General features: G+C 64.3%; 15 protein-coding genes. 2 read left to right on the top strand and 13 right to left on the bottom strand.

Annotated features, from left to right (window positions below; genetic code table 11):
- The first annotated feature begins 12 nt into the window (after window positions 1–12).
- Window positions 13–1,872, top strand: a complete 1,860-nt coding sequence (locus tag ACYVKM_RS11935) for a tetratricopeptide repeat-containing sulfotransferase family protein (protein WP_460877841.1) — start codon at window positions 13–15, stop codon at window positions 1,870–1,872.
- A 59-nt stretch (window positions 1,873–1,931) separates the two neighbouring features.
- On the opposite strand, the gene ACYVKM_RS11930 is transcribed toward ACYVKM_RS11935, so the two are convergent.
- The 12 genes from ACYVKM_RS11930 to ACYVKM_RS11875 form a co-directional block, all read right to left on the bottom strand.
- Window positions 1,932–4,187, bottom strand: a complete 2,256-nt coding sequence (locus ACYVKM_RS11930; protein ID WP_460877840.1) for a carboxy terminal-processing peptidase — start codon at window positions 4,185–4,187, stop codon at window positions 1,932–1,934.
- A gap of 8 nt (window positions 4,188–4,195) precedes the next feature.
- A complete protein-coding gene (gene lipA / locus ACYVKM_RS11925) occupies window positions 4,196–5,200 on the bottom strand; it encodes a lipoyl synthase (RefSeq protein WP_460877839.1) in 1,005 nt (334 codons plus the stop codon).
- Window positions 5,201–5,247: 47 nt separating this feature from the next.
- On the bottom strand, window positions 5,248–5,922 hold the full coding sequence (lipB, locus tag ACYVKM_RS11920) for a lipoyl(octanoyl) transferase LipB (RefSeq protein WP_460877838.1): 675 nt from the start codon (window positions 5,920–5,922) through the stop codon (window positions 5,248–5,250).
- Between the two features lie 47 nt (window positions 5,923–5,969).
- A complete protein-coding gene (locus ACYVKM_RS11915) occupies window positions 5,970–6,260 on the bottom strand; it encodes a DUF493 family protein (RefSeq protein ID WP_460877837.1) in 291 nt (96 codons plus the stop codon).
- Window positions 6,260–7,543: a D-alanyl-D-alanine carboxypeptidase family protein gene (locus tag ACYVKM_RS11910; protein ID WP_460877836.1), complete on the bottom strand. Its 1,284-nt coding sequence runs from the start codon at window positions 7,541–7,543 to the stop codon at window positions 6,260–6,262. Before ACYVKM_RS11910 ends, ACYVKM_RS11915 begins: the two co-directional genes overlap by 1 nt.
- Window positions 7,544–7,617: 74 nt before the next feature.
- Window positions 7,618–8,529, bottom strand: coding sequence for a septal ring lytic transglycosylase RlpA family protein (locus ACYVKM_RS11905; RefSeq protein ID WP_460877835.1), 912 nt, complete (start codon window positions 8,527–8,529; stop codon window positions 7,618–7,620).
- The gene (gene mltB, locus ACYVKM_RS11900; RefSeq protein ID WP_460877834.1) at window positions 8,526–9,536 is read right to left on the bottom strand and encodes a lytic murein transglycosylase B; all 1,011 of its coding nucleotides are present in this window, start codon (window positions 9,534–9,536) and stop codon (window positions 8,526–8,528) included. The genes ACYVKM_RS11905 and mltB overlap by 4 nt, the downstream gene beginning before the upstream one ends.
- Window positions 9,537–9,645: 109 nt before the next feature.
- Window positions 9,646–10,761 carry a rod shape-determining protein RodA gene (gene rodA / locus ACYVKM_RS11895; RefSeq protein WP_460877833.1) on the bottom strand — a complete coding sequence of 372 codons (1,116 nt, stop codon included), beginning with the start codon at window positions 10,759–10,761 and terminating at the stop codon, window positions 9,646–9,648.
- The gene (gene mrdA / locus ACYVKM_RS11890) at window positions 10,758–12,740 is read right to left on the bottom strand and encodes a penicillin-binding protein 2 (protein ID WP_460877832.1); all 1,983 of its coding nucleotides are present in this window, start codon (window positions 12,738–12,740) and stop codon (window positions 10,758–10,760) included. The genes rodA and mrdA overlap by 4 nt, the downstream gene beginning before the upstream one ends.
- Before the next feature lie 16 nt (window positions 12,741–12,756).
- On the bottom strand, window positions 12,757–13,242 hold the full coding sequence (gene mreD, locus ACYVKM_RS11885; RefSeq protein WP_460877831.1) for a rod shape-determining protein MreD: 486 nt from the start codon (window positions 13,240–13,242) through the stop codon (window positions 12,757–12,759).
- Complete coding sequence (gene mreC, locus ACYVKM_RS11880) at window positions 13,239–14,240, bottom strand: rod shape-determining protein MreC (RefSeq protein ID WP_460877830.1); 1,002 nt, start codon at window positions 14,238–14,240, stop codon at window positions 13,239–13,241. The genes mreD and mreC overlap by 4 nt, the downstream gene beginning before the upstream one ends.
- Window positions 14,241–14,249: 9 nt before the next feature.
- Window positions 14,250–15,296, bottom strand: a complete 1,047-nt coding sequence (locus ACYVKM_RS11875; RefSeq protein ID WP_077519223.1) for a rod shape-determining protein — start codon at window positions 15,294–15,296, stop codon at window positions 14,250–14,252.
- Window positions 15,297–15,559: 263 nt separating this feature from the next.
- Between ACYVKM_RS11875 and ACYVKM_RS11870 the strand changes: the two genes are divergently transcribed.
- The gene (locus ACYVKM_RS11870) at window positions 15,560–16,495 is read left to right on the top strand and encodes a carbohydrate kinase family protein (protein ID WP_460877829.1); all 936 of its coding nucleotides are present in this window, start codon (window positions 15,560–15,562) and stop codon (window positions 16,493–16,495) included.
- A 58-nt stretch (window positions 16,496–16,553) separates the two neighbouring features.
- Here ACYVKM_RS11870 and glpK read toward each other — a convergent pair whose 3' ends face one another.
- On the bottom strand, window positions 16,554–18,053 hold the full coding sequence (gene glpK, locus ACYVKM_RS11865; protein ID WP_460877828.1) for a glycerol kinase GlpK: 1,500 nt from the start codon (window positions 18,051–18,053) through the stop codon (window positions 16,554–16,556).
- Window positions 18,054–18,327 lie beyond the last annotated feature (274 nt).

Below are 18,327 nucleotides of genomic sequence, written 5' to 3'. Positions count from 1 at the left end.
CGATAGAGAAGCATGCCCACCCCACCCAGCGATCTCGCCAACGCCATGGCCACCGCCTACCACGCCGGCGAGATGGAGCATGTCGTCGCGCTCGCGGCGCAGGCGCAAGAAGAGGACGCGGATGAAAGCATCCTGTTCTGGCTTGGCCTGGCGCAGCAGGCGTCCCATCGCCACGAACAGGCTGTGGCAGCGTTCCGTCGACTGGCGCAGATGCGGCCGGAGGTCTCCGCGTACTGGAACAATCTTGCGCTTGCCTGCCAGCAGTCAGGCGACACCGCAGCCTCCGAACAGGCATTCCTGACCGCACGATCGCTGGCGCCGGGTGATGCCGAGGTGCTCTACAACCTGGGACTGCTCTACATCCAGCAGCGACGCTGGCTGCCGGCCCGGGAGACCTTGATGGATGCCGTGGACCTATCACCGCACTTCATCGAGGCTCGGTTGCAGGCGGCACATGCCTGCCATGTATGCGGCGACAACAGCAGCCAGGAAGCGATGCTGGCCGGCGCCATCGACTGGCCACCGCAACCCGCCGAGCAGGCCCTGCTCCTGGCCGCGATGCTGGCCGTCCAGGGCGATCCGGATGCCGCACTGCGCACGCTGGCACGCGCGGAACTGCCTGCTGGGCCTGCGGCCGACATCATGCGGCTGCGTCTTGCCACGCAGCGAACCGCCTTGCACGAAAGAAGCAATCGGCTCGAACTTGCGCAGGAGGAGTTGCGCAAGCTGCCACTGAGTACGCTCGACCTGCTGCCGCCCGAGGCACAATACGCACGCGCCGAAGGCTGGAGCATTCATGCCGCACTGGCCATGCGCGCGGCCGACCATGCAGGCGCCGCCGCGCTGTACCAGCGTGTACTCGCGCTCGCCATCGATGAGCAGAGCCGCGCCGGTGCCGCCTTTGGCCGCGCCGCAGCATGTGACAAGCAAGGCCAACACAACGAGGCATGGCAGGCTCTGCAAGTCGCGCATGCAGCACAACTGGATATTGCGCGGGATGTGCTGCCGGAGCTGCTTGCAGCTGACAGCCAGCCGCTGCAGATGGCCAGCCGCGTCGTCAGCCGCGTTGACTACGCTTCCTGGGGTCCGTTGTCCTCGCCTTCCGCGCGTCAAAGTCCGGTATTCGTGGTCGGCTTTCCGCGTTCCGGTACCACCTTGCTGGAACAGATGCTCGATGCCCATCCGGATTTCCGCTCGATGGACGAGCGCGCCTTTGTGCATGAGCTGATCGAGGGCATGGAACTGGTCGGCCAGCGCTATCCCGAGGATCTGGCCAGCCTGACCCAGACGGAAGCCGATCAGTTGCGCGCCGTCTATTTCCGCCGGGTCGATCATGTGCTGCCGGATCGGGGCCAGCGCCGACTGGTGGACAAGAATCCACTCAACATGCTGTGCCTGCCGATGATCAGGCGGCTGTTTCCCGAGGCGCGCATCATCCTGTGCCTGCGTCATCCCTGCGACGTGTTGCTCAGCTGCTACATGCAGCCGTTCCGCTCACCGGCCTTCATGGTGCTGTGTTCATCACTGTCGCGCCTGGCGCACGGCTATGTGCAGGCCTTCGAGCAGTGGTACCGGCAAGTCGAAGTGCTTACGCCACACGTGCTGGAGTGGCGTTACGAATCCGTGGTCAGCCACTTCGACGACCACGTCGCACGGCTGGGGCAGTTTCTCGGAATCGCGGATGCCTCGCCGATGGCACGCTTCGCCGAGCACGCGCGCGGCAAGGGCTTCATCAGCACGCCCAGCTATGCCCAGGTCACCCGCGGCATCAACTCCGCGGCGGTCAATCGCTGGCATGCCTATCGGGACCGTTTCGAACCCGTGCTGCCCATACTGCGCCCCATGATCGAACGCCTCGGCTACACCACATAAGGCTGCAGTGCATAAAAAAAGCAGCGCGGGTGCGCTGCCTTTTTATCTGCCGACACCATTCAATGCGTGGCTGTCGGCACCACCGGGGCCACCGCAGGTGTTGCGGGCTTCGTCGCCGCAACGTCCGAGTACTTGCCGCCATACGGCAGCACCTGGGCAGCCAGTCTCGGATCGGCCTTGATCAGGCCGACCGCGTCGAACAGGATGTGTGCGGTCTCGTTGAGCTCCACGTCCTTCGCCTTCTTCGCATCCTTTTCCTGCTTGAGCTCGCTCTTCAGGCTTCGCTCGTTCGCATCGAGGCCGTCGTCCAGCGCACTGTCCTCGTCGCTCAATGCCGCATCGGTACCGTCGATGGCCTTGTGCCGGTTGCGGAACTCGCTCTGCATCGCGTCCTGCTGCTTGCGCTCTGCCTCGCGCGTGGCGAAATTCAGCGAGACCGAGGTCTTGTTGCGCATGATCTTGTATTGCGACAGCTCGTCCAGCATCAGCTTCCATGCCGGCGACTTCGCCGTGCGATCGTCATGCATCGTCTGCAACTGCGGCAGATAGGCATTGAGGCTGGCCACCGGCTGGTAGTCGGCCGGTGCGATCTGCGTCCACTTCAAGGCATTGTCATAAGTCGACTCGCCGAAATCCTTGTCGTCGCCGTTCTGCGGGAACTCGATATCCGGCGTCACGCCCTTCAGCTGGGTGGAACCGCCATTGATGCGGAAGAATTCCTGGATGGTCATCTTCAGCTCGCCGAACTGCGGCTTCTCGCTGTCGCCACTGGTAAAGCGGTCGAGATCGACCAGGTTCTGCACGGTGCCCTTGCCGAAGGTGGGCTCACCGATGATCAGGCCGCGATGGTAGTCCTGGATTGCCGCGGCAAAGATTTCCGAGGCCGAGGCCGAGCCGCGGTTGACCAGCACCGCCAGCGGGCCGCTCCACGCCATGCCCGGATCGTCGTCGCCCTGCACCTCGACGTGCCCCTTGGAGTCGCGCACCTGCACCACCGGTCCCTTGTCGATGAACAGCCCGGTCATCGAAATGGCTTCGGCCAGCGAGCCACCGCCGTTGTTGCGCAGATCCACGATCACACCCTGCACGCCGGCTGCCTTCAACTCGCCGAGCAGTTTGGCGACATCGCGGGTGGCGCTCTTGAAGTCCTTGTCGCCCTCGCTGCGTGCGCCAAAGTCGGAATAGAACGTGGGCAGCTCGATCACGCCGATCTTGCGGCTGACATCGCCGTCCTTGATGTCGATGATCTTCTTCTTCGCCGCCTGTTCCTCGATGCTGACCTTCTGGCGCACCAGGCTGATGATCTCGTGCTTGCCGTCCACGCCGGCATCGGCCGGAATGATTTCCAGCCGCACGGTGGTGTCCTTCTTGCCGCGAATGCGGTTGACCACATCGTCCAGGCGCCAGCCGATCACGTCGGTGATCGGGCCGTTGTCGCCCTGGCCGACGCCGACGACGAGGTCGCCGACGTGGATCTTGCCGGACTTGCCGGCCGGACCGGCCGGCACCAGCTCGCGGATCTGGGTGTAATCATCGCGTGCCTGCAGCACCGCGCCGATGCCTTCCAGCGACAGCTTCATCGCGATGTCGAAATTCTCCGCCGCGCGTGGCCCGAGGTAATCGGTGTGCGGATCGGTGGTCTCGGCATAGGCGGTCATGAAGGTCTGGAACGCATCTTCGTTGTCGAGCTGCTTCACCCGCTCGATGTAGCCGGCGTAGCGCTTGTCCAGCGTCTTGCGGATCTCGGCATCGTCCTTGCCGGCGAGCTTCAGGCGCAGCCAGTCGTTCATCGTGCGCTTGCGCCACAGGTCGTCCAGCGCAGCCTGGTCCTTCGGCCAATCGGCATTCTTGCGATCGAACGTGTAACTTTCGTTGGCGGAGAAATCGAAGCCCTGCTTGAGCAGGCCGCGCGCATAGTTCATGCGGTCGACCGCGCGCTGCACGTACGCGTTGAAGATCGAGAACGGGGCAGACAGGTCCTGGTTCCAGATCGCATCATCGAGCTGAGTCTTCAGCGGCGCGAACTTGGCCATGTCGGCCTGGGTGAAGAACACCTTCTCGCCATCGAGCAGCTTGAAGTAGGCCTTGTAGATCCGCGCCGACATCGCATCGTCGAGCGGCTGCGCGTCGTAATGGAAGCGGGTCAGGAAGCGCGCCGACAGCTGCGCGGCCTGCGCCTCGGTGGCGGTGGGCTTGAGTGGCCAGGTGGCCGCCTTGCGGCTGCCGTTGCCGGCACCGAGATCGGCCGCCGACTGGGCCATGGCACAGGTCGTGGTGAAGGCAAGCAGGAACACCAGCGCGTGGCGAAGTTTCATGTAGGTTCTCAGGCTGACTCGGTGACACCGGCTGCATGGGCCTGCAGGTCGGCGTGATAGGACGAACGCACCAGCGGACCGGAGGCGACATGATGGAAACCCATCGCCTCACCGGCTTCACGCAGCGCATCGAATTCTTCAGGGGTCCAGTAGCGCACGACCGGATGATGATGCGGCGTGGGCTGCAGATACTGGCCGATGGTGATCATCTCGACGTCATGCGCGCGCAGGTCGCGCATCGTCTCGAGTACCTGCTCCAGCGTCTCGCCCAGACCCAGCATGATGCCGGACTTGGTCGGCACCTCCGGATGCTGCGCCTTGAAGCGCTTGAGCAGGTCCAGCGACCACTGGTAGTCGGCACCCGGACGCACTTCGCGGTACAGGTGCGGCACGGTTTCCAGATTGTGGTTGAACACGTCCGGCGGGAAATCCTTCAGCACTTCCAGTGCACGTTCCATACGACCCTTGCCGCGGAAATCCGGCGTGAGGATCTCGATCCGGATGTTCGGGCTGGCGTGACGCGTCGCCCGAATGCACGCAGCGAAATGCTCGGCACCGCCGTCGCGCAGATCATCGCGGTCGACCGAGGTGATCACCACATACTTCAGACGCATGTCGCGGATCGTCTCGGCCAGGCGTGCCGGTTCCAGCGGATCAGGGGCCGCCGGACGGCCATGCGCCACGTCGCAGAACGAGCAGCGACGGGTACACACCTCGCCGAGGATCATGAAGGTGGCAGTGCCCTTGCTGAAGCACTCGTGGATGTTCGGGCAGGAGGCTTCCTCGCACACCGTGACCAGCGCGTTCTCGCGCAAGCGCGCCTTCAGCTGCTGCACGGCGTTGCCCTGCGGCAGGCGCACGCGGATCCACGACGGCTTGCGCAGCGTCGGCACGGTCGTGTCGAACCCCGCACGGTTCAGCGCGATCTTGTCGTTGCCCTGCAGCTTCTCGGGAGCGCCGGCGACAACACTGATCGGGATGGTTCGGGATGGAGAAGTGGAGGTGTTGCTCATCGGGAAGCCTGGATCAATCAAGCGTGGGTCAATCAAGCATGGGGCAATCAAGCATGGGCCGCTGCGCGAACAGGGAGCTCAGGCAATACAGGGGCGGCCGGCTCGGCATCGAAGCCGAACTGCCGGCAGAACGCACCGATCAGCACTTCCTCGACGTCCGCCAGTCGCGACGGACCGCCCAAGTCTACCATCTGTGTGACCGCCAAACCCTTGTAACCGCAAGGGTTGATGCGATGAAACGGCTCCAGGTCCATGTTCACATCGAGGGCCAGACCGTGAAAGCTGCAACCGCGCCGCACACGCAACCCCAGTGCAGCCACCTTGGCGCCACCGACGTAGACGCCCGGAGCACCTTCCAGCCGTTCCGCATCGATATGCCAATGCGCGAGGGTATCGATGATCGACTGCTCGATCCGGCTGACCAGCTCGCGCACGCCCACGCCGGCACGGCGCAGATCGATCAGCGGATAGCCGACGATCTGACCCGGCCCGTGATAAGTGACCTGGCCACCGCGATCGACCGGCACCACCGGGATATCGCCCGGCGCCAGCACGTGCTCCAGCTTGCCGGCCTGCCCCAGGGTGAACACCGGATCGTGTTCCAGCAACCACAGCTCGTCGACCGTTTCCGCCGTGCGGTTGTCGGTGAACGCACTCATCGCCCGCCACACCGGCTCATACGGCTGGCGGCCAAGGCGACGGATTTTCAACGGCAACGACATGACAGAACCTTGAGGCGGGGGTCGCAGGAGCGCACCTGCGAGAGGGACTACATCGTGTAACGGATGTCCGGGCTGGCACGCAGCGCGACGTGCGCCGCCTCGTACTGCTCGCGGTTGTCGCAGTGGAAACTCACCGTTACCGAAACGAAATTGCCGGCACCGGAATGCCGGTGCCGCACGCTCTCGTGCAGCACGCGCAGACCGGCACGCTCCAGCAGCTGCGGTACATGGGTCGGCAGGTTCGCGCTGGCACTGCCGACCGCGGTGATCTCGAACTCGCCGGGAAACTGGAAGCCCTTGCCATCCTGCTTCGCCTTGCTGAAGTCGATCGGCTGCATTACTTCGTACTCGGGGCACTCGGAGCCTGTGAAGTGGTCGGAGTCTGTTCGCTGCTGCCCTTGCTGCTGTGGAACCACAGCATGATGCTGTCCCACAGGCGCGAGAAGAAACCGCCCTGCGGCGCAGCGTCCAGCGCGATCAGCGGCACCGTCTGTACCGGCTGGCCGGCCAGCGTGACGCGCAACGTCCCGACCTGCTGGCCCTTGGTGAACGGCGCGATCAACGTGGCCGGAATATCCATGGTGGCCTTGAGCTGGTCGTACTCGCCACGCTTGACGGTGACCAGCACGTCCTCGGCGACGCCGATCGGCAGCTGGTTCGCCGCCCCCTTCCACAGCCGCGGCGTGGCCAAGGGTTTGCTGGCGTCATACAGCTTGTGCGTCTCGTAGAAGCGGAAACCGTAGTTGAGCAGGGCCATCGCCGAGTCGGCGCGCGCCTTCTCGCTGCTGGCGCCCATCACGATGGCGATCATGCGCGACTCGCCCTGCTTGGCCGATGCCGCCAGGCAGTACCCGGCGGCCGCGGTATGGCCGGTCTTGATGCCGTCCACGCTCGGATCACGCCACAGCAGCGTGTTGCGGTTGCCCTGCTTGATACCGTTCCATTCGAACTGCTTGATCGCGGAGATCGCGTAGTCATCGGGGAAATCATGGATCAGCGCGCGCGACAGGATCGCGATGTCGTGCGCGGTGGTGTAGTGGTTGGCGATCGGGTAACCGGAGGCATTCTCGAAGTTCGTGTTGACCATGCCGAGCTGCTTGGCATACGCATTCATCAACCCGGCAAACGCCTGCTCGGAACCCGCGGTGTGCTCGGCCAGCGCGATCGCGGCGTCGTTGCCGGACTGGATGATCAGGCCGTACAGCAGATCCTTCAGCGGCACCTGGCTGTTGAGCTTGAGGAAGCTGGTGGAACCGTCCGTGCCTGCCCCGCCACCACGCCACGCGTTCTCGCTGATGGTGACCGGGTCGGTCATGTGGACCTTGCCGTTGGCGACCTCGGCCGAGACCACGTAGTCGGTCATGATCTTGGTGATCGAGGCCGGCTCCACGCGCAGATCAGGCTCCTTGCTGGCCAGAATCTGGCCGGTGGCGTAATCCATGAGCACCCATGCCTTGCCGTCGACATCCGGCGGCGGCGGCACCGGCGCGTCAGGCACCGCCGGGCGCGGCACCGGCGACGGATGCGGCGGTGTCGGGGGCGGCGGGGTCTGGGCAAGGGCAACACCGAACAGCAGGGCAGCAGCGGCGAGCGGGATCAGGGTGCGGCGGAAAAAATTCATCGTGGTCTTCAGTCCAGTCTTGGATGCCGGCGGAATCAGCTGCCCGCATGGTGTCAGTGTTGAAACAAACCCGCTCAGTCTACCGCGACCTGCGGTCTGGGCAGACCCATGCCTTCGATCCGGGCACTCACCCGATCGGCGCTATCCACATCCGCCAGCGGCCCGACCCGCACGCGACGCACGCGGCGGCCGTTGATGTCGGCATCGGTCACCTGCACCGTGCCCAGCCCGGCCTGGCGCAGGCGCTGCGCCACCCGCTCGGCATTGTCCGCATCGGAAAACGCGCCTACCTGCAGATAGATTCCCGGATGTCCGCTTGTGACCACGGCCGGCGGCGGCAGTTCCGATGCCGGTTCGCCGGGATCGATCCCGCGCACCTCGACCAGCCCGGTGCCCTTGGGCCAGATGCCGATCTTCACCGCTGCCGCATAGGACAGATCGATCACACGGTCCTCGTGAAACGGGCCGCGATCGTTGACCCGCACGATCACGCTCTTGCCGTTCTGCAGGTTGGTGACCCGGGCATAGCTCGGCAGCGGCAGGGTCTTGCTGGCGGCGGTGAACGCGTACATGTCGTAGGTTTCCAGGCTGGACGTCTTGTAGCCGTGGAACTTGTTGCCGTAGAACGAGGCGATGCCGCGCTCGTCGTAACCGCGTGCGCTCGGCAGCACCCGATAGGTCTGCCCGAGCACGGTGTAGGGTGACTTGTTGCCGTACAGCGCACGGGGCTCGACCTTCGGCACCGGCTCGACCAGCTTGCTGATGTCCGGCGCCGGACCATCCGGCACGCTGTCCTTGCCGTCGCGGTAGCGACTGCCCTGCGGCTGACTGAGATCATCGCGGAAGCTGTTGTCACCGCGACCGGGCGACACTGGCGAAGAACCCTGCTGCTGCCTGCCGCTGCCGTGCGACGGCCGGGTTTTCGTACCGCTGCATCCGGCCAGCAGCACCGCCGTCAGCATCGTTGCCGCGTACAGCCTCTTCATCGTGCCGCGTCCGCCTGGCCCACGCCGGCGGCGATGGCCTGCGCCAGCTGGTTGACTGCCATCGCATACAGCGGGCTGCGGTTGTAACGGGTGATCACGTAGAAGTTCTGGAAAGTGAACCAGTATTCCGGCCCGTACACACCTTCGAGCTTCTGCAGACTGGTCGGCTGCCCCGGATTCATGGCCTGCAGTGGCGTGTAACCCCACGCCTCAAGCTGTTCCAGTGGCCATTGCGGCGTGGCGTCCTTTACCGTGACCGCTTTCGCGGCAGCATCCGGTTGCGCCCACGCAGCGACCGGGCCGCCGCTGACCCAGCCATGTTTCGCGAAATAATTGGCGACACTGGCCAGGATGTCCGGCAACGAGTTCTGCAGGTCGATATGGCCGTCACCATCCGCGTCCACGCCGTAATCGCGGATGCTCGACGGCATGAACTGGCCCCAGCCCTGTGCGCCGGCGTAGGAGCCGGTGAGCGTATCGAGCGGTCCGGCCAGATGGTTGTCGGGCAACTCCAGCAGGGTTTTCAGTTCGCTGCGGAAGAACGTGGCGCGCGGCGGGTAGTACAGGGCCAGCGTGACCAGTGCATCGAGCACCTTGTACTTGCCGGTGATCTGGCCGTAGCTGGTCTCCACGCCGATGATCGCGACGATGTATTCCGGCGCCACCCCGTACTGGCGGCCGATGCGCTCGACCAGATCGCGATGGGCGAGATAGAACGCGACACCGGCATTGATCCGCTGCTCGGTGACGAAGATCGGCCGGTAGTCCTTCCACGGCTTGCCCTCGGCAGGGCGGCTGATCGCATCGAGGATGCTCTGCTGCATCTTCGCGCCATCGAGCAGTGCATTCAGCGCCTGCGGATCCTTGCCGGTATCCCGTGCCACTTCGCTCACCAGCTCGGCCTGCCCGGGATGGGTGTCTGCCATCGCCGGTGCCAGCGTGCCCAGCCAGCACAGGCTCAGGGCGGCGAGGAAACGGACCGGACGTGGCGCGGAAATGACGGTCATGAAGAGGCTTCGCTGGCAGTGATGGCGGCTTCGTCGAAAGCCTAACACGCACGTCACGGCTTACCTGTCCTGCATCGGGCCATCTGCTGAACAGCAGCCGGCATCGCGTTCATTCATGCATCTTGCGATTGGCGTGGATCGACATCAGCACGCCGAAACCCACCAGCAGCGACACCGCCGAGGTGCCGCCGTAACTGATCATCGGCATCGGCACGCCGACCACCGGCAGCATGCCGGCGATCATGCCGCCATTGACGAAGACATAGACGAAGAAACTCATGCCGATGGCGCCGGCGAGCAGCCGCGAATAGGTATCGCGTGCCTCCATCGCGATCCACAGGCAACGCCCGATGATGAAGGCGTACAGCAGCATGATCGCGATCACCCCGATCAGGCCGAACTCCTCCGAGAACACCGCGAAGATGAAGTCGGTGGTGTGTTCGGGCAGGAAATCCAGCCGTGATTGCGTGCTGTGCTGCCAGCCCTTGCCGAACACGCCGCCGGAACCCACCGCGATCTGTGACTGGATGATGTGCCAACCGTTGCCAAGTGGATCGGATTCCGGATTGAGCAGGGTCAGCACGCGATCACGCTGGTACTGATGCATGAAGTGCCAGCCCACCGGGATCATGCCGCCAACCGCGGCCACCAGCAGGCCGATGCGCCACCACGCCATGCCGGACAGGAACAGCGCGAACGCACCGGCAGCGGCCACCAGCAACGCGGTACCCAGATCCGGCTGCTTGGCGATCAGTGCGGCAGGTATCGCGATCAGCAGCCCGACCACCACGATGTCCTTCCAGCCCGGCGGCAGCTGCCGCGGATGCAGATACCAGGCCACCATCATCGGCATGGTCAGTTTCAGCAATTCGGATGGCTGGAAGCGCATCACGCCCAGGTTCAGCCAGCGATCGGCGCCACGCCCCTCGCCCAGGATCGCCACCACCACCAGCAAGGCCGTGCTGCCGGCGTACAGCCACGGCGTCCAGCTGCGCAGCACCGATGGCGGGATGCGCGAGACCAGCAGCAGCAGTGCGCCACCGAGCACGAAGCGGCCGGCCTGGCCACCGACCAGGGCGATGCTTTCGTCACCGGCGCTGTACAGCGTGATCAGGCCCACCGCCGCCAGCAGCAACAGGCCAAACATCAGTGGCAGATCGATCCGCGGGCGGGTGAGGATGCGATTCAGGAATCGACGCACGCGGGCATGCATGGTTTCGATCATGGTGTCGCCCCGTTGCTGCTCGATGCATCTGCCGGAACGTCTTCGACAGGAACTGCCTGATCAGGAACCGCCTGATTGCCCGGTGCCGCTGCCGGATTGGGCAAGGGCGCATCCACCGGCGGCGGACCACCCTTGGCAAACACCACCCACGCATCGAAAATCTTGCGCACGATCGGGCCGGCGTCCTCGGCGCCCCACGCTCCCGACTCGAGCAACACGGCGGCGGCAATCTGCGGATCATCCGCCGGCGTATAGCCCTCGAACCATGCGCGATGGCGTGCCGCCAGATAGGCGGTGTTCTTGTTGGTGTTGTACGCCTCGGTGGTACGCGAGAAGCGCTCGGCGGTCCCGCTCTTGCCGGCGATCAGATACGGGAAGCCACTGTTCATATTCAGTTTCTGGGCGGTGCCGTCGGTGATCACCGCCCGCATGCCTTCGTTGATCACGTTCCAGTCGGAAGCCTTGCTGATCAGCGGCGGACCAGCGGCCGGATTGGCCAGCGGTTGCGGCTGTGTTTCGGCAACAGCCCTGGTAGCCATCACCAGCCGCGGCTGATAAGGCACGCCATGTCCGGCCAGGGTCGCCACGGCATGCCCGATCTGTAGTGGAGTCACCGCCCAGAAACCCTGGCCGATGCCGGAAATGACGGTATCGCCAGGAAACCAGCCCAACTTGCTGTGCTTGGCCTTCCACTCGCGCGAGGGCAATACACCCACGGATTCGCCGATCAGGTCGATGCCGGTCTTGCCACCGAAACTGAAACGGCTCATCCATGTGCTCAGCCGGTCGATGCCCAGATCCAGCGCGAGCTTGTAGAAATAGGTATTGGTGGACTTCGCGATCGCGCGCACCATGTTCACCGTGCCGTTGCCGTAGCGGTCATCGTCGCGATAGCAACGTGCATGCCCAGGCAGGCAGAACTGGCCGGTGGACAGCACCGTGTCTTCCGGGCGGCGCACGCCATATTCGAGCCCGCCCAGCGCGAGAAACGGTTTCACGGTGGAGCCAGGCGGGTAAACGCCGTTCAACGCACGGTTGAGCAACGGCTTGGCCGGATCGTTGGTCAGTGCGCTGTAATCGGCCTGGCTGATGCCATTGACGAACAGGTTGGGATCGAAGGAGGGGACGCTGACCATCGCCAGCATCTGTCCATTGCGTGGATCGATCGCCACTGCCGCACCAGGCCGACCGTCGAACGCTTCCACGGTGGCCTTCTGGATGCGCGCGTCGATGCTCAGATACAGATTCCTGCCGGGTATCGGCGGATGCGTTTCCAGCACCTGCTGGATACGCCCATCGGCGTTCACCTCGTCCAGTTCGTAGCCCGGCGTGCCGTGCAGTACATCCTCGTAGGATCGCTCGATACCGGTGCGACCGACATGGCTGGTGCCCTTGTAACGGACCGGATCGAGCCGGTCGAGGTCATCGGCATCGATGCGGCTCACGTAGCCCACCACATGTGCAAACAGCGCACCCAGCGGATAGCGTCGGGTCAGATAAGGCACCACATCCACGCCGGGAAAGCGCCAGCGATTCACCGCGAAGCGATCGATCTCGTCCTCGGTCAGGCGCATCTTCAGCGGCACACTGTCGAAGCGCCGGTTCTGCCTGAGCTGCTTCCTGAACGCGTCCAGGTCGTCCTGGCCCAGCGGCACCACCTTGCCAAGCTCGGCCAGCAAGGTCGGCATGTCCTTGATCTTGTCGGGTATCACCTCGAGCCGGAACGCCGGCACGTTGTCGGCCAGCAGCACGCCGTTGCGGTCGTAGATCAACCCGCGGGCCGGCGGGAGCACCCGCGGCTTCACGCTGTTGTTCGTCGAACGGGTGACAAACTCGTCGTGACGCGTTACCTGCAGGAACACGAAGCGGCTGACCAGCACGCACAGGCCGAGCAGGATCAGCACGAAACCCGCCAGCGCGCGACGCCGGAACAAGGCGCTTTCGCCGCGGGTGTCCTTGATCGAACGCCGGATCCTCATGTCACTGGTTCATGGCTCATTGAATCCGCAGACGCATGCGCAGGTCATCGAGCAGCAGGAACAGGAACGGCCACAGCGCCGCACCGACGAACGGCGAAATCCACCAGCTCGCCGGCGGCAGCGATGCGCCAGCCAGCACACGCACGATCAGCAGCAGGATACGATCGTTCAACAACAGCGCCAGCACGGCGAGGGCCTGTTGCCACATCGGGAAAAAGCGCAGGCGCGAACGAAAGCGCAGCGCGATGAAGACCAGCGCGCACAGGCGCAGCGCCTGTTCGCCCAGCACCACGCCATTGAGCAGATCCGCGCCCAGTCCGATCACGAAGGCCAGCCCCAGCGTGACACGATCCTCCGACTCCAGCGACCAATACAGCAGGAACAACGCGGGCCAGTACGGCTTGAACGGTTCCAGCACGCCGGGCAACGGCACCAGCATCGACAGCAGCGCAAACACCAGCGTGCCGACGAACCACCACAGGCTCAAACGCTGCCGGTTCATTGCGGCACTCCGCTGTTCCTGGCTGGCGTCGACGACTGGACAGCAGCAGGAAGCGCACCGGCCTTGCCGGCTGGCATGGTCGGTGCGTCAACCGCGGGCGGCGCGAGGTCGCGTGGCGGACCCATCGGCTTCACCGGTGCTGGCGGCCCGTCCGGCTCAGCCTGGTCGTGCAGCAGCAACACATCCTCGCTGCGATCGATATCCGCCGCTGGCCGTGCCTGTGCCACCAGGAACATGCCGGTGCTCGCCGGCGCCACCGAACTGATCTCGCCCACGGGAAAGCCCGGCGGAAAGCGCCCACCAAGCCCTGACGTCAGCAGGCGGTCGCCGACGCGCACGTCTGCCGCCAACGGAATGTTCGGCAGGGTCAGCTGATCGCCATCGCGCGAACCGTAAGCCACCGTGCGCAAGCCTGAGCGTTCGATCACTACCGGAACGGCATGGGCCGGATCGGTCACCAGCATCACCACCGAGGTGGTTGGCAGCACTTCCTTCACCTGCCCCATCACGCCGTGCGCGTCGATCACCGGCTGGCCGGGTTTCACGCCGTCACGTGCACCCAGGTTCAAGGTCAGCTGGTAGCGGTACGCACCCAGATCCACGTCGATCACCCTCGCCAGTTGCACGTTCAACTCGAGGCTGTGCTGGGTATCGAGCAATTCCTTCAGGCGCTGGTTCTGTTCGGCCACCGCGGACATGCGATTCAACTTGGCGTTGGCCAAGAGCAGGTCCTCGCGCAGGCGCTGGTTCTGCTCGGTAAGGCGCTGGCGGTCGGCGAATGCCACGCTCAGGGTGCGCACGCCGGCCGCCGGCAGACCGGCGAGCCGGTATACCGGCTCCACCACAGCCGCCGCACCAGAGCGCAGCCGCCACAGCCAGCCGTTGCGCTGGTCGAGCACCATCAGCACCATCGCCAGTGCGAGATAGAAAATCAGCCGCAGTGTGCCGGCCGCATTGCCGGCAAACAGCGGCGAGGACTCATCGCGCGCGCGCGCCATGGCCTCGCCTTATTCGGGTGCGAAGAAATCGCTGCCGTGCTGATCGATCAGCTCCAGCGCCTTGCCGCCGCCGCGTGCCACGCAGGTGAGCGGGTCGTCCGCCACCTGCACGTGCAGCCCGGTCTCTTCGGAGATCAGGCGGTCCAGGTCGCGCAACAGCGCGCCGCCGCCGGTCAGCACGATGCCACGCTCGGCGACGTCGGAGCACAGCTCCGGCGGGGTCTGCTCCAGCGCCGACTTGACCGCCGCCACGATGCCGGCGAGCGGCTCGTGCAGCGCCTCGAGAATTTCGTTGGAGTTGATCGTGAACATGCGCGGCACGCCCTCTGCGAGGTTGCGGCCGGAGATCTCGATCTCCTTCACGTTCGCCTGCGGGAACGCGCAACCGATCTCCAGCTTGATCCGCTCGGCGGTGGACTCGCCAATGAGGGTACCGTGGTTGCGGCGCACGTAGTTGATGATCGCCTCGTCGAAACGATCGCCACCGACGCGCACCGACTGCGAGTAGACAATGCCGTTGAGCGAAATCACCGCCACTTCAGAGGTACCGCCGCCGATGTCCAGCACCATCGCACCACGCGCCTCGTGCACCGGGATGCCGGCGCCGATCGCCGCGGCCATCGGCTCCTCGATCAGGAACACGTCGCGCGCACCGGCACCCTCGGCCGATTCCTTGATCGCACGGCGCTCGACCTGGGTCGAACCGCACGGCACGCAGACCAGCACGCGCGGACTCGGTCGCAGGAAACGCGACTTGTGCACCTGCTTGATGAAGTGCTGCAGCATCGCCTCGGTCATGGTGAAGTCGGCGATCACGCCGTCCTTCATCGGACGTACGGTGGCGATATTGCCCGGTGTGCGGCCAAGCATGCGCTTGGCGTCGCCGCCGACCGCCGCAATCGTACGCGGACCACCGGGACCACGGTCCTGACGAATCGCCACCACGGACGGCTCGTTCAGCACGATGCCCTGACCGCGTACATAGATCAGCGTGTTGGCCGTGCCGAGATCGATGGAGATGTCGTTGGAAAAGATCCCGCGAAACTTCTTGAACATGGGTCCGCCGTGGCTCGGCTTGGCTAAAAAGTAAGCTCGCCAGTCTAGTCAGCGTAACTCGCATGCGCAAGGACCATGACGTTAAGAAATCCTTCTACAACACCGCGATATGTACGATTCCCACCTTTGCCGATGAGCAGCGCGCCGGCGCAAAAAGTCGCCAACGGATGCAGATGTCGGTACGATTCCACCCTTTGGCCGGGGCTTCCGGCCGATCGCGACTGCCGCGACCTTTTCATCCTGCCCGGGGGCTCCCGCACATCATGTCTGCCGTTATCTGCGGATCGCTGGCCTACGACACCATCATGGTGTTCCAGGACCAGTTCAAGAATCACATCCTGCCTGATCAGATGCACATCCTGAATGTGTCGTTCCTGGTGCCGCGGATGCGTCGTGAATTCGGCGGTTGCGCGGGCAACATCGCCTACAACCTCAAGCTGCTCGGCGGCGACCCGCTGCCGGTGGCTGCCGTGGGACAGGACTTTGCACCGTATCGCAAGCACCTGGAGCAGTGCGGCATCCGGCTCGACTGCGTGCGCGAGTTCGACGACCAGTTCACCCCGCAGTGCTTCATCACCACCGATCTGGACAACAACCAGATCACCGCCTTCCACCCTGGTGCGATGTCCAGCGCACAGGAAAACCATGTGCGAGACATCCCGCAGATCGACTTCGCGATCGTCGCTCCCGATGGCCGCGAGGCGATGCTGCAGCATGTGGACGAATTTGCCGCACGCGGCGTACCGTTCATCTTCGATCCGGGCCAGGCGATGCCGCTGTTCAGCGGTGACGAGTTCCGCTCGATGATCACCAAGGCGACCTATGTGATCGTCAACGATTACGAGTCGCAGCTGCTGCAGGCCCGTACCGACTGGAGCGCCGCCGAGATCTCCGAGCGAGTGAAGGCGTATATCGTGACTCAGGGACCGCGTGGATCGATCATCCACGTCGGCAGCGAGACGCACGAAATCCCGCCGGCACGCGAGCGCCAGGTCGTCGACCCGACCGGTTGTGGCGACGCGTATCGCGCGGGCATGATCTTCGGCATCATGCGCGGCAAGGACTGGCCCACCGTGGGCCGCATGGCCTCGCTGATGGGTGCGCTGAAGGTGGAGCATCCCGGCACTCAGAACCAGCGTTTCAACTACGCCGAATTCGCTGCGGAGTTCCTCGAACAGTTCGGCTACGCGCTGGATTGATCGCCACATCAGCGATGTAACCTCGAGGCTCCCGTGTCGCGTGGGAGCCTCGTTCGTATCAGACGACGCGAAATCCGATGGTGGCATTCACCGCGTCCTGCCAGCCGCGATACAGGCGCTCGCGGGTGGCTTCGTCCATCTCGGGCTGAAAGCGCCGATCCATTTGCCATAGCGCCGCGATCTGCGCACGACTCTCCCAGAACCCCACTGCCAGTCCTGCCAGGTAGGCAGCACCGAGCGCCGTGGTTTCGGTCACTCGCGGGCGCAGCACCGGCACACCGAGCATGTCACTCTGGAACTGCGCCATGAAGTCGTTGGCGATCGCCCCGCCATCGGCGCGTAATTCCTTCAGCGGAATGCCGGCATCGGCCTCCATCGCCGCCAGCACGTCGCGCGACTGATAGGCCATCGATTCGAGCGCGGCGCGCACCACGTGTTCCCTGCGCGTGCCGCGTGACAGACCGAACATCGCGCCACGCACATCACTGCGCCAGTACGGCGCACCCAGTCCGACGAACGCCGGCACCAGATACACGCCTTCGCTGGACGGGATACTTTCCGCACAGGCCTGCGAGTCGCTGGCGTGTTCCAGCATGCGCAGGGCATCACGCAACCACTGCACCACCGAGCCGGCGACAAAGATGCTGCCTTCCAGGGCGTACTCGACGATGCCGTCCAGCTCCCAAGCAATCGTGGTCAGCAAGCCATGCCGCGAAGGCACCGCCACGGCACCGGTATGCATCAGCATGAAACAGCCGGTGCCATAGGTATTCTTGGCCATGCCCGGCTCGAAGCAAGCCTGACCAAACAGGGCCGCCTGCTGATCACCGGCGACGCCACTGATCGGCACACCGGCGGGGAAGCCATGCGCAGCCTCGGTATGCCCATAGATTTCACTGCAGGAGCGCACCTGCGGCAGCAGGCTGCGCGGAATATCCAGCATGCGCAGCAGCTCGTCGTCCCAGCATCGCGCATGGATATCGAACAACAGGGTGCGCGCGGCATTACTGACGTCGGTGACATGCAGCTTGCCTCCTGTCAGGTTCCAGATCAGCCAGCTGTCGATCGTGCCGAACAGCAGGTCGCCACGTTCCGCACGAGTACGCGCGCCATCGACATGATCGAGGATCCAGCGGATCTTGCTGCCGGAGAAATACGCATCGATCAGCAGCCCGGTCTTCTCACGCACCAATGGAGCATAGCCATCAGCTTCCAGCCGTTCGCAGATCGCCAGGCTCTGTCGCGACTGCCACACGATCGCGTTGTGGATCGGCTGGCCGGTATGACGATCCCAGACCACCGTCGTCTCGCGCTGGTTGGTGATGCCGATGCCGGCCAACGCACTGGCATCGACCTGTGCGGAGGCAAGCACCTCCACCACCGTCGTCCGCACGCCTGCGAGGATCTCGTGCGGATCGTGCTCCACCCAGCCCGGCTGCGGGAAAATCTGGCGAAATTCGCGTTGGGCCGATCCGGCAACATGACCGGCACGGTCGAACAGCATCGCACGCGAACTGGTCGTGCCCTGATCAATCGCCAGGATGTACTGCTTGTCCAAGTGGCCACCACCCGCTTCGAGTTGCTGCTGAGCCGAAACCAGAGGTTACCAACAAGCAGCGACATCACCACCATGGCAAGCCAAGCAGCTGACTTCTACGAATGCACAAAGAACCCCCAACGTTTTGGTGAGGTTTGTTGGGAATCAAGCCCTGGCCGTGGCCGTCAGTGGGTTGCGCTCTTCGATCGCGTCAGCCATGTCGCATAAAGAAAAACCCCCACCGTTTCCGGTGAGGGTTTTTGGGATAAAGCCCCTGGCGGTGACCTACTCTTGC

The organism is Rhodanobacter koreensis (genome assembly GCF_054782855.1).
The sequence above is the reverse complement of the archived record's forward strand: the minus strand, read 5'-3'. Positions and strand labels throughout refer to the sequence as shown.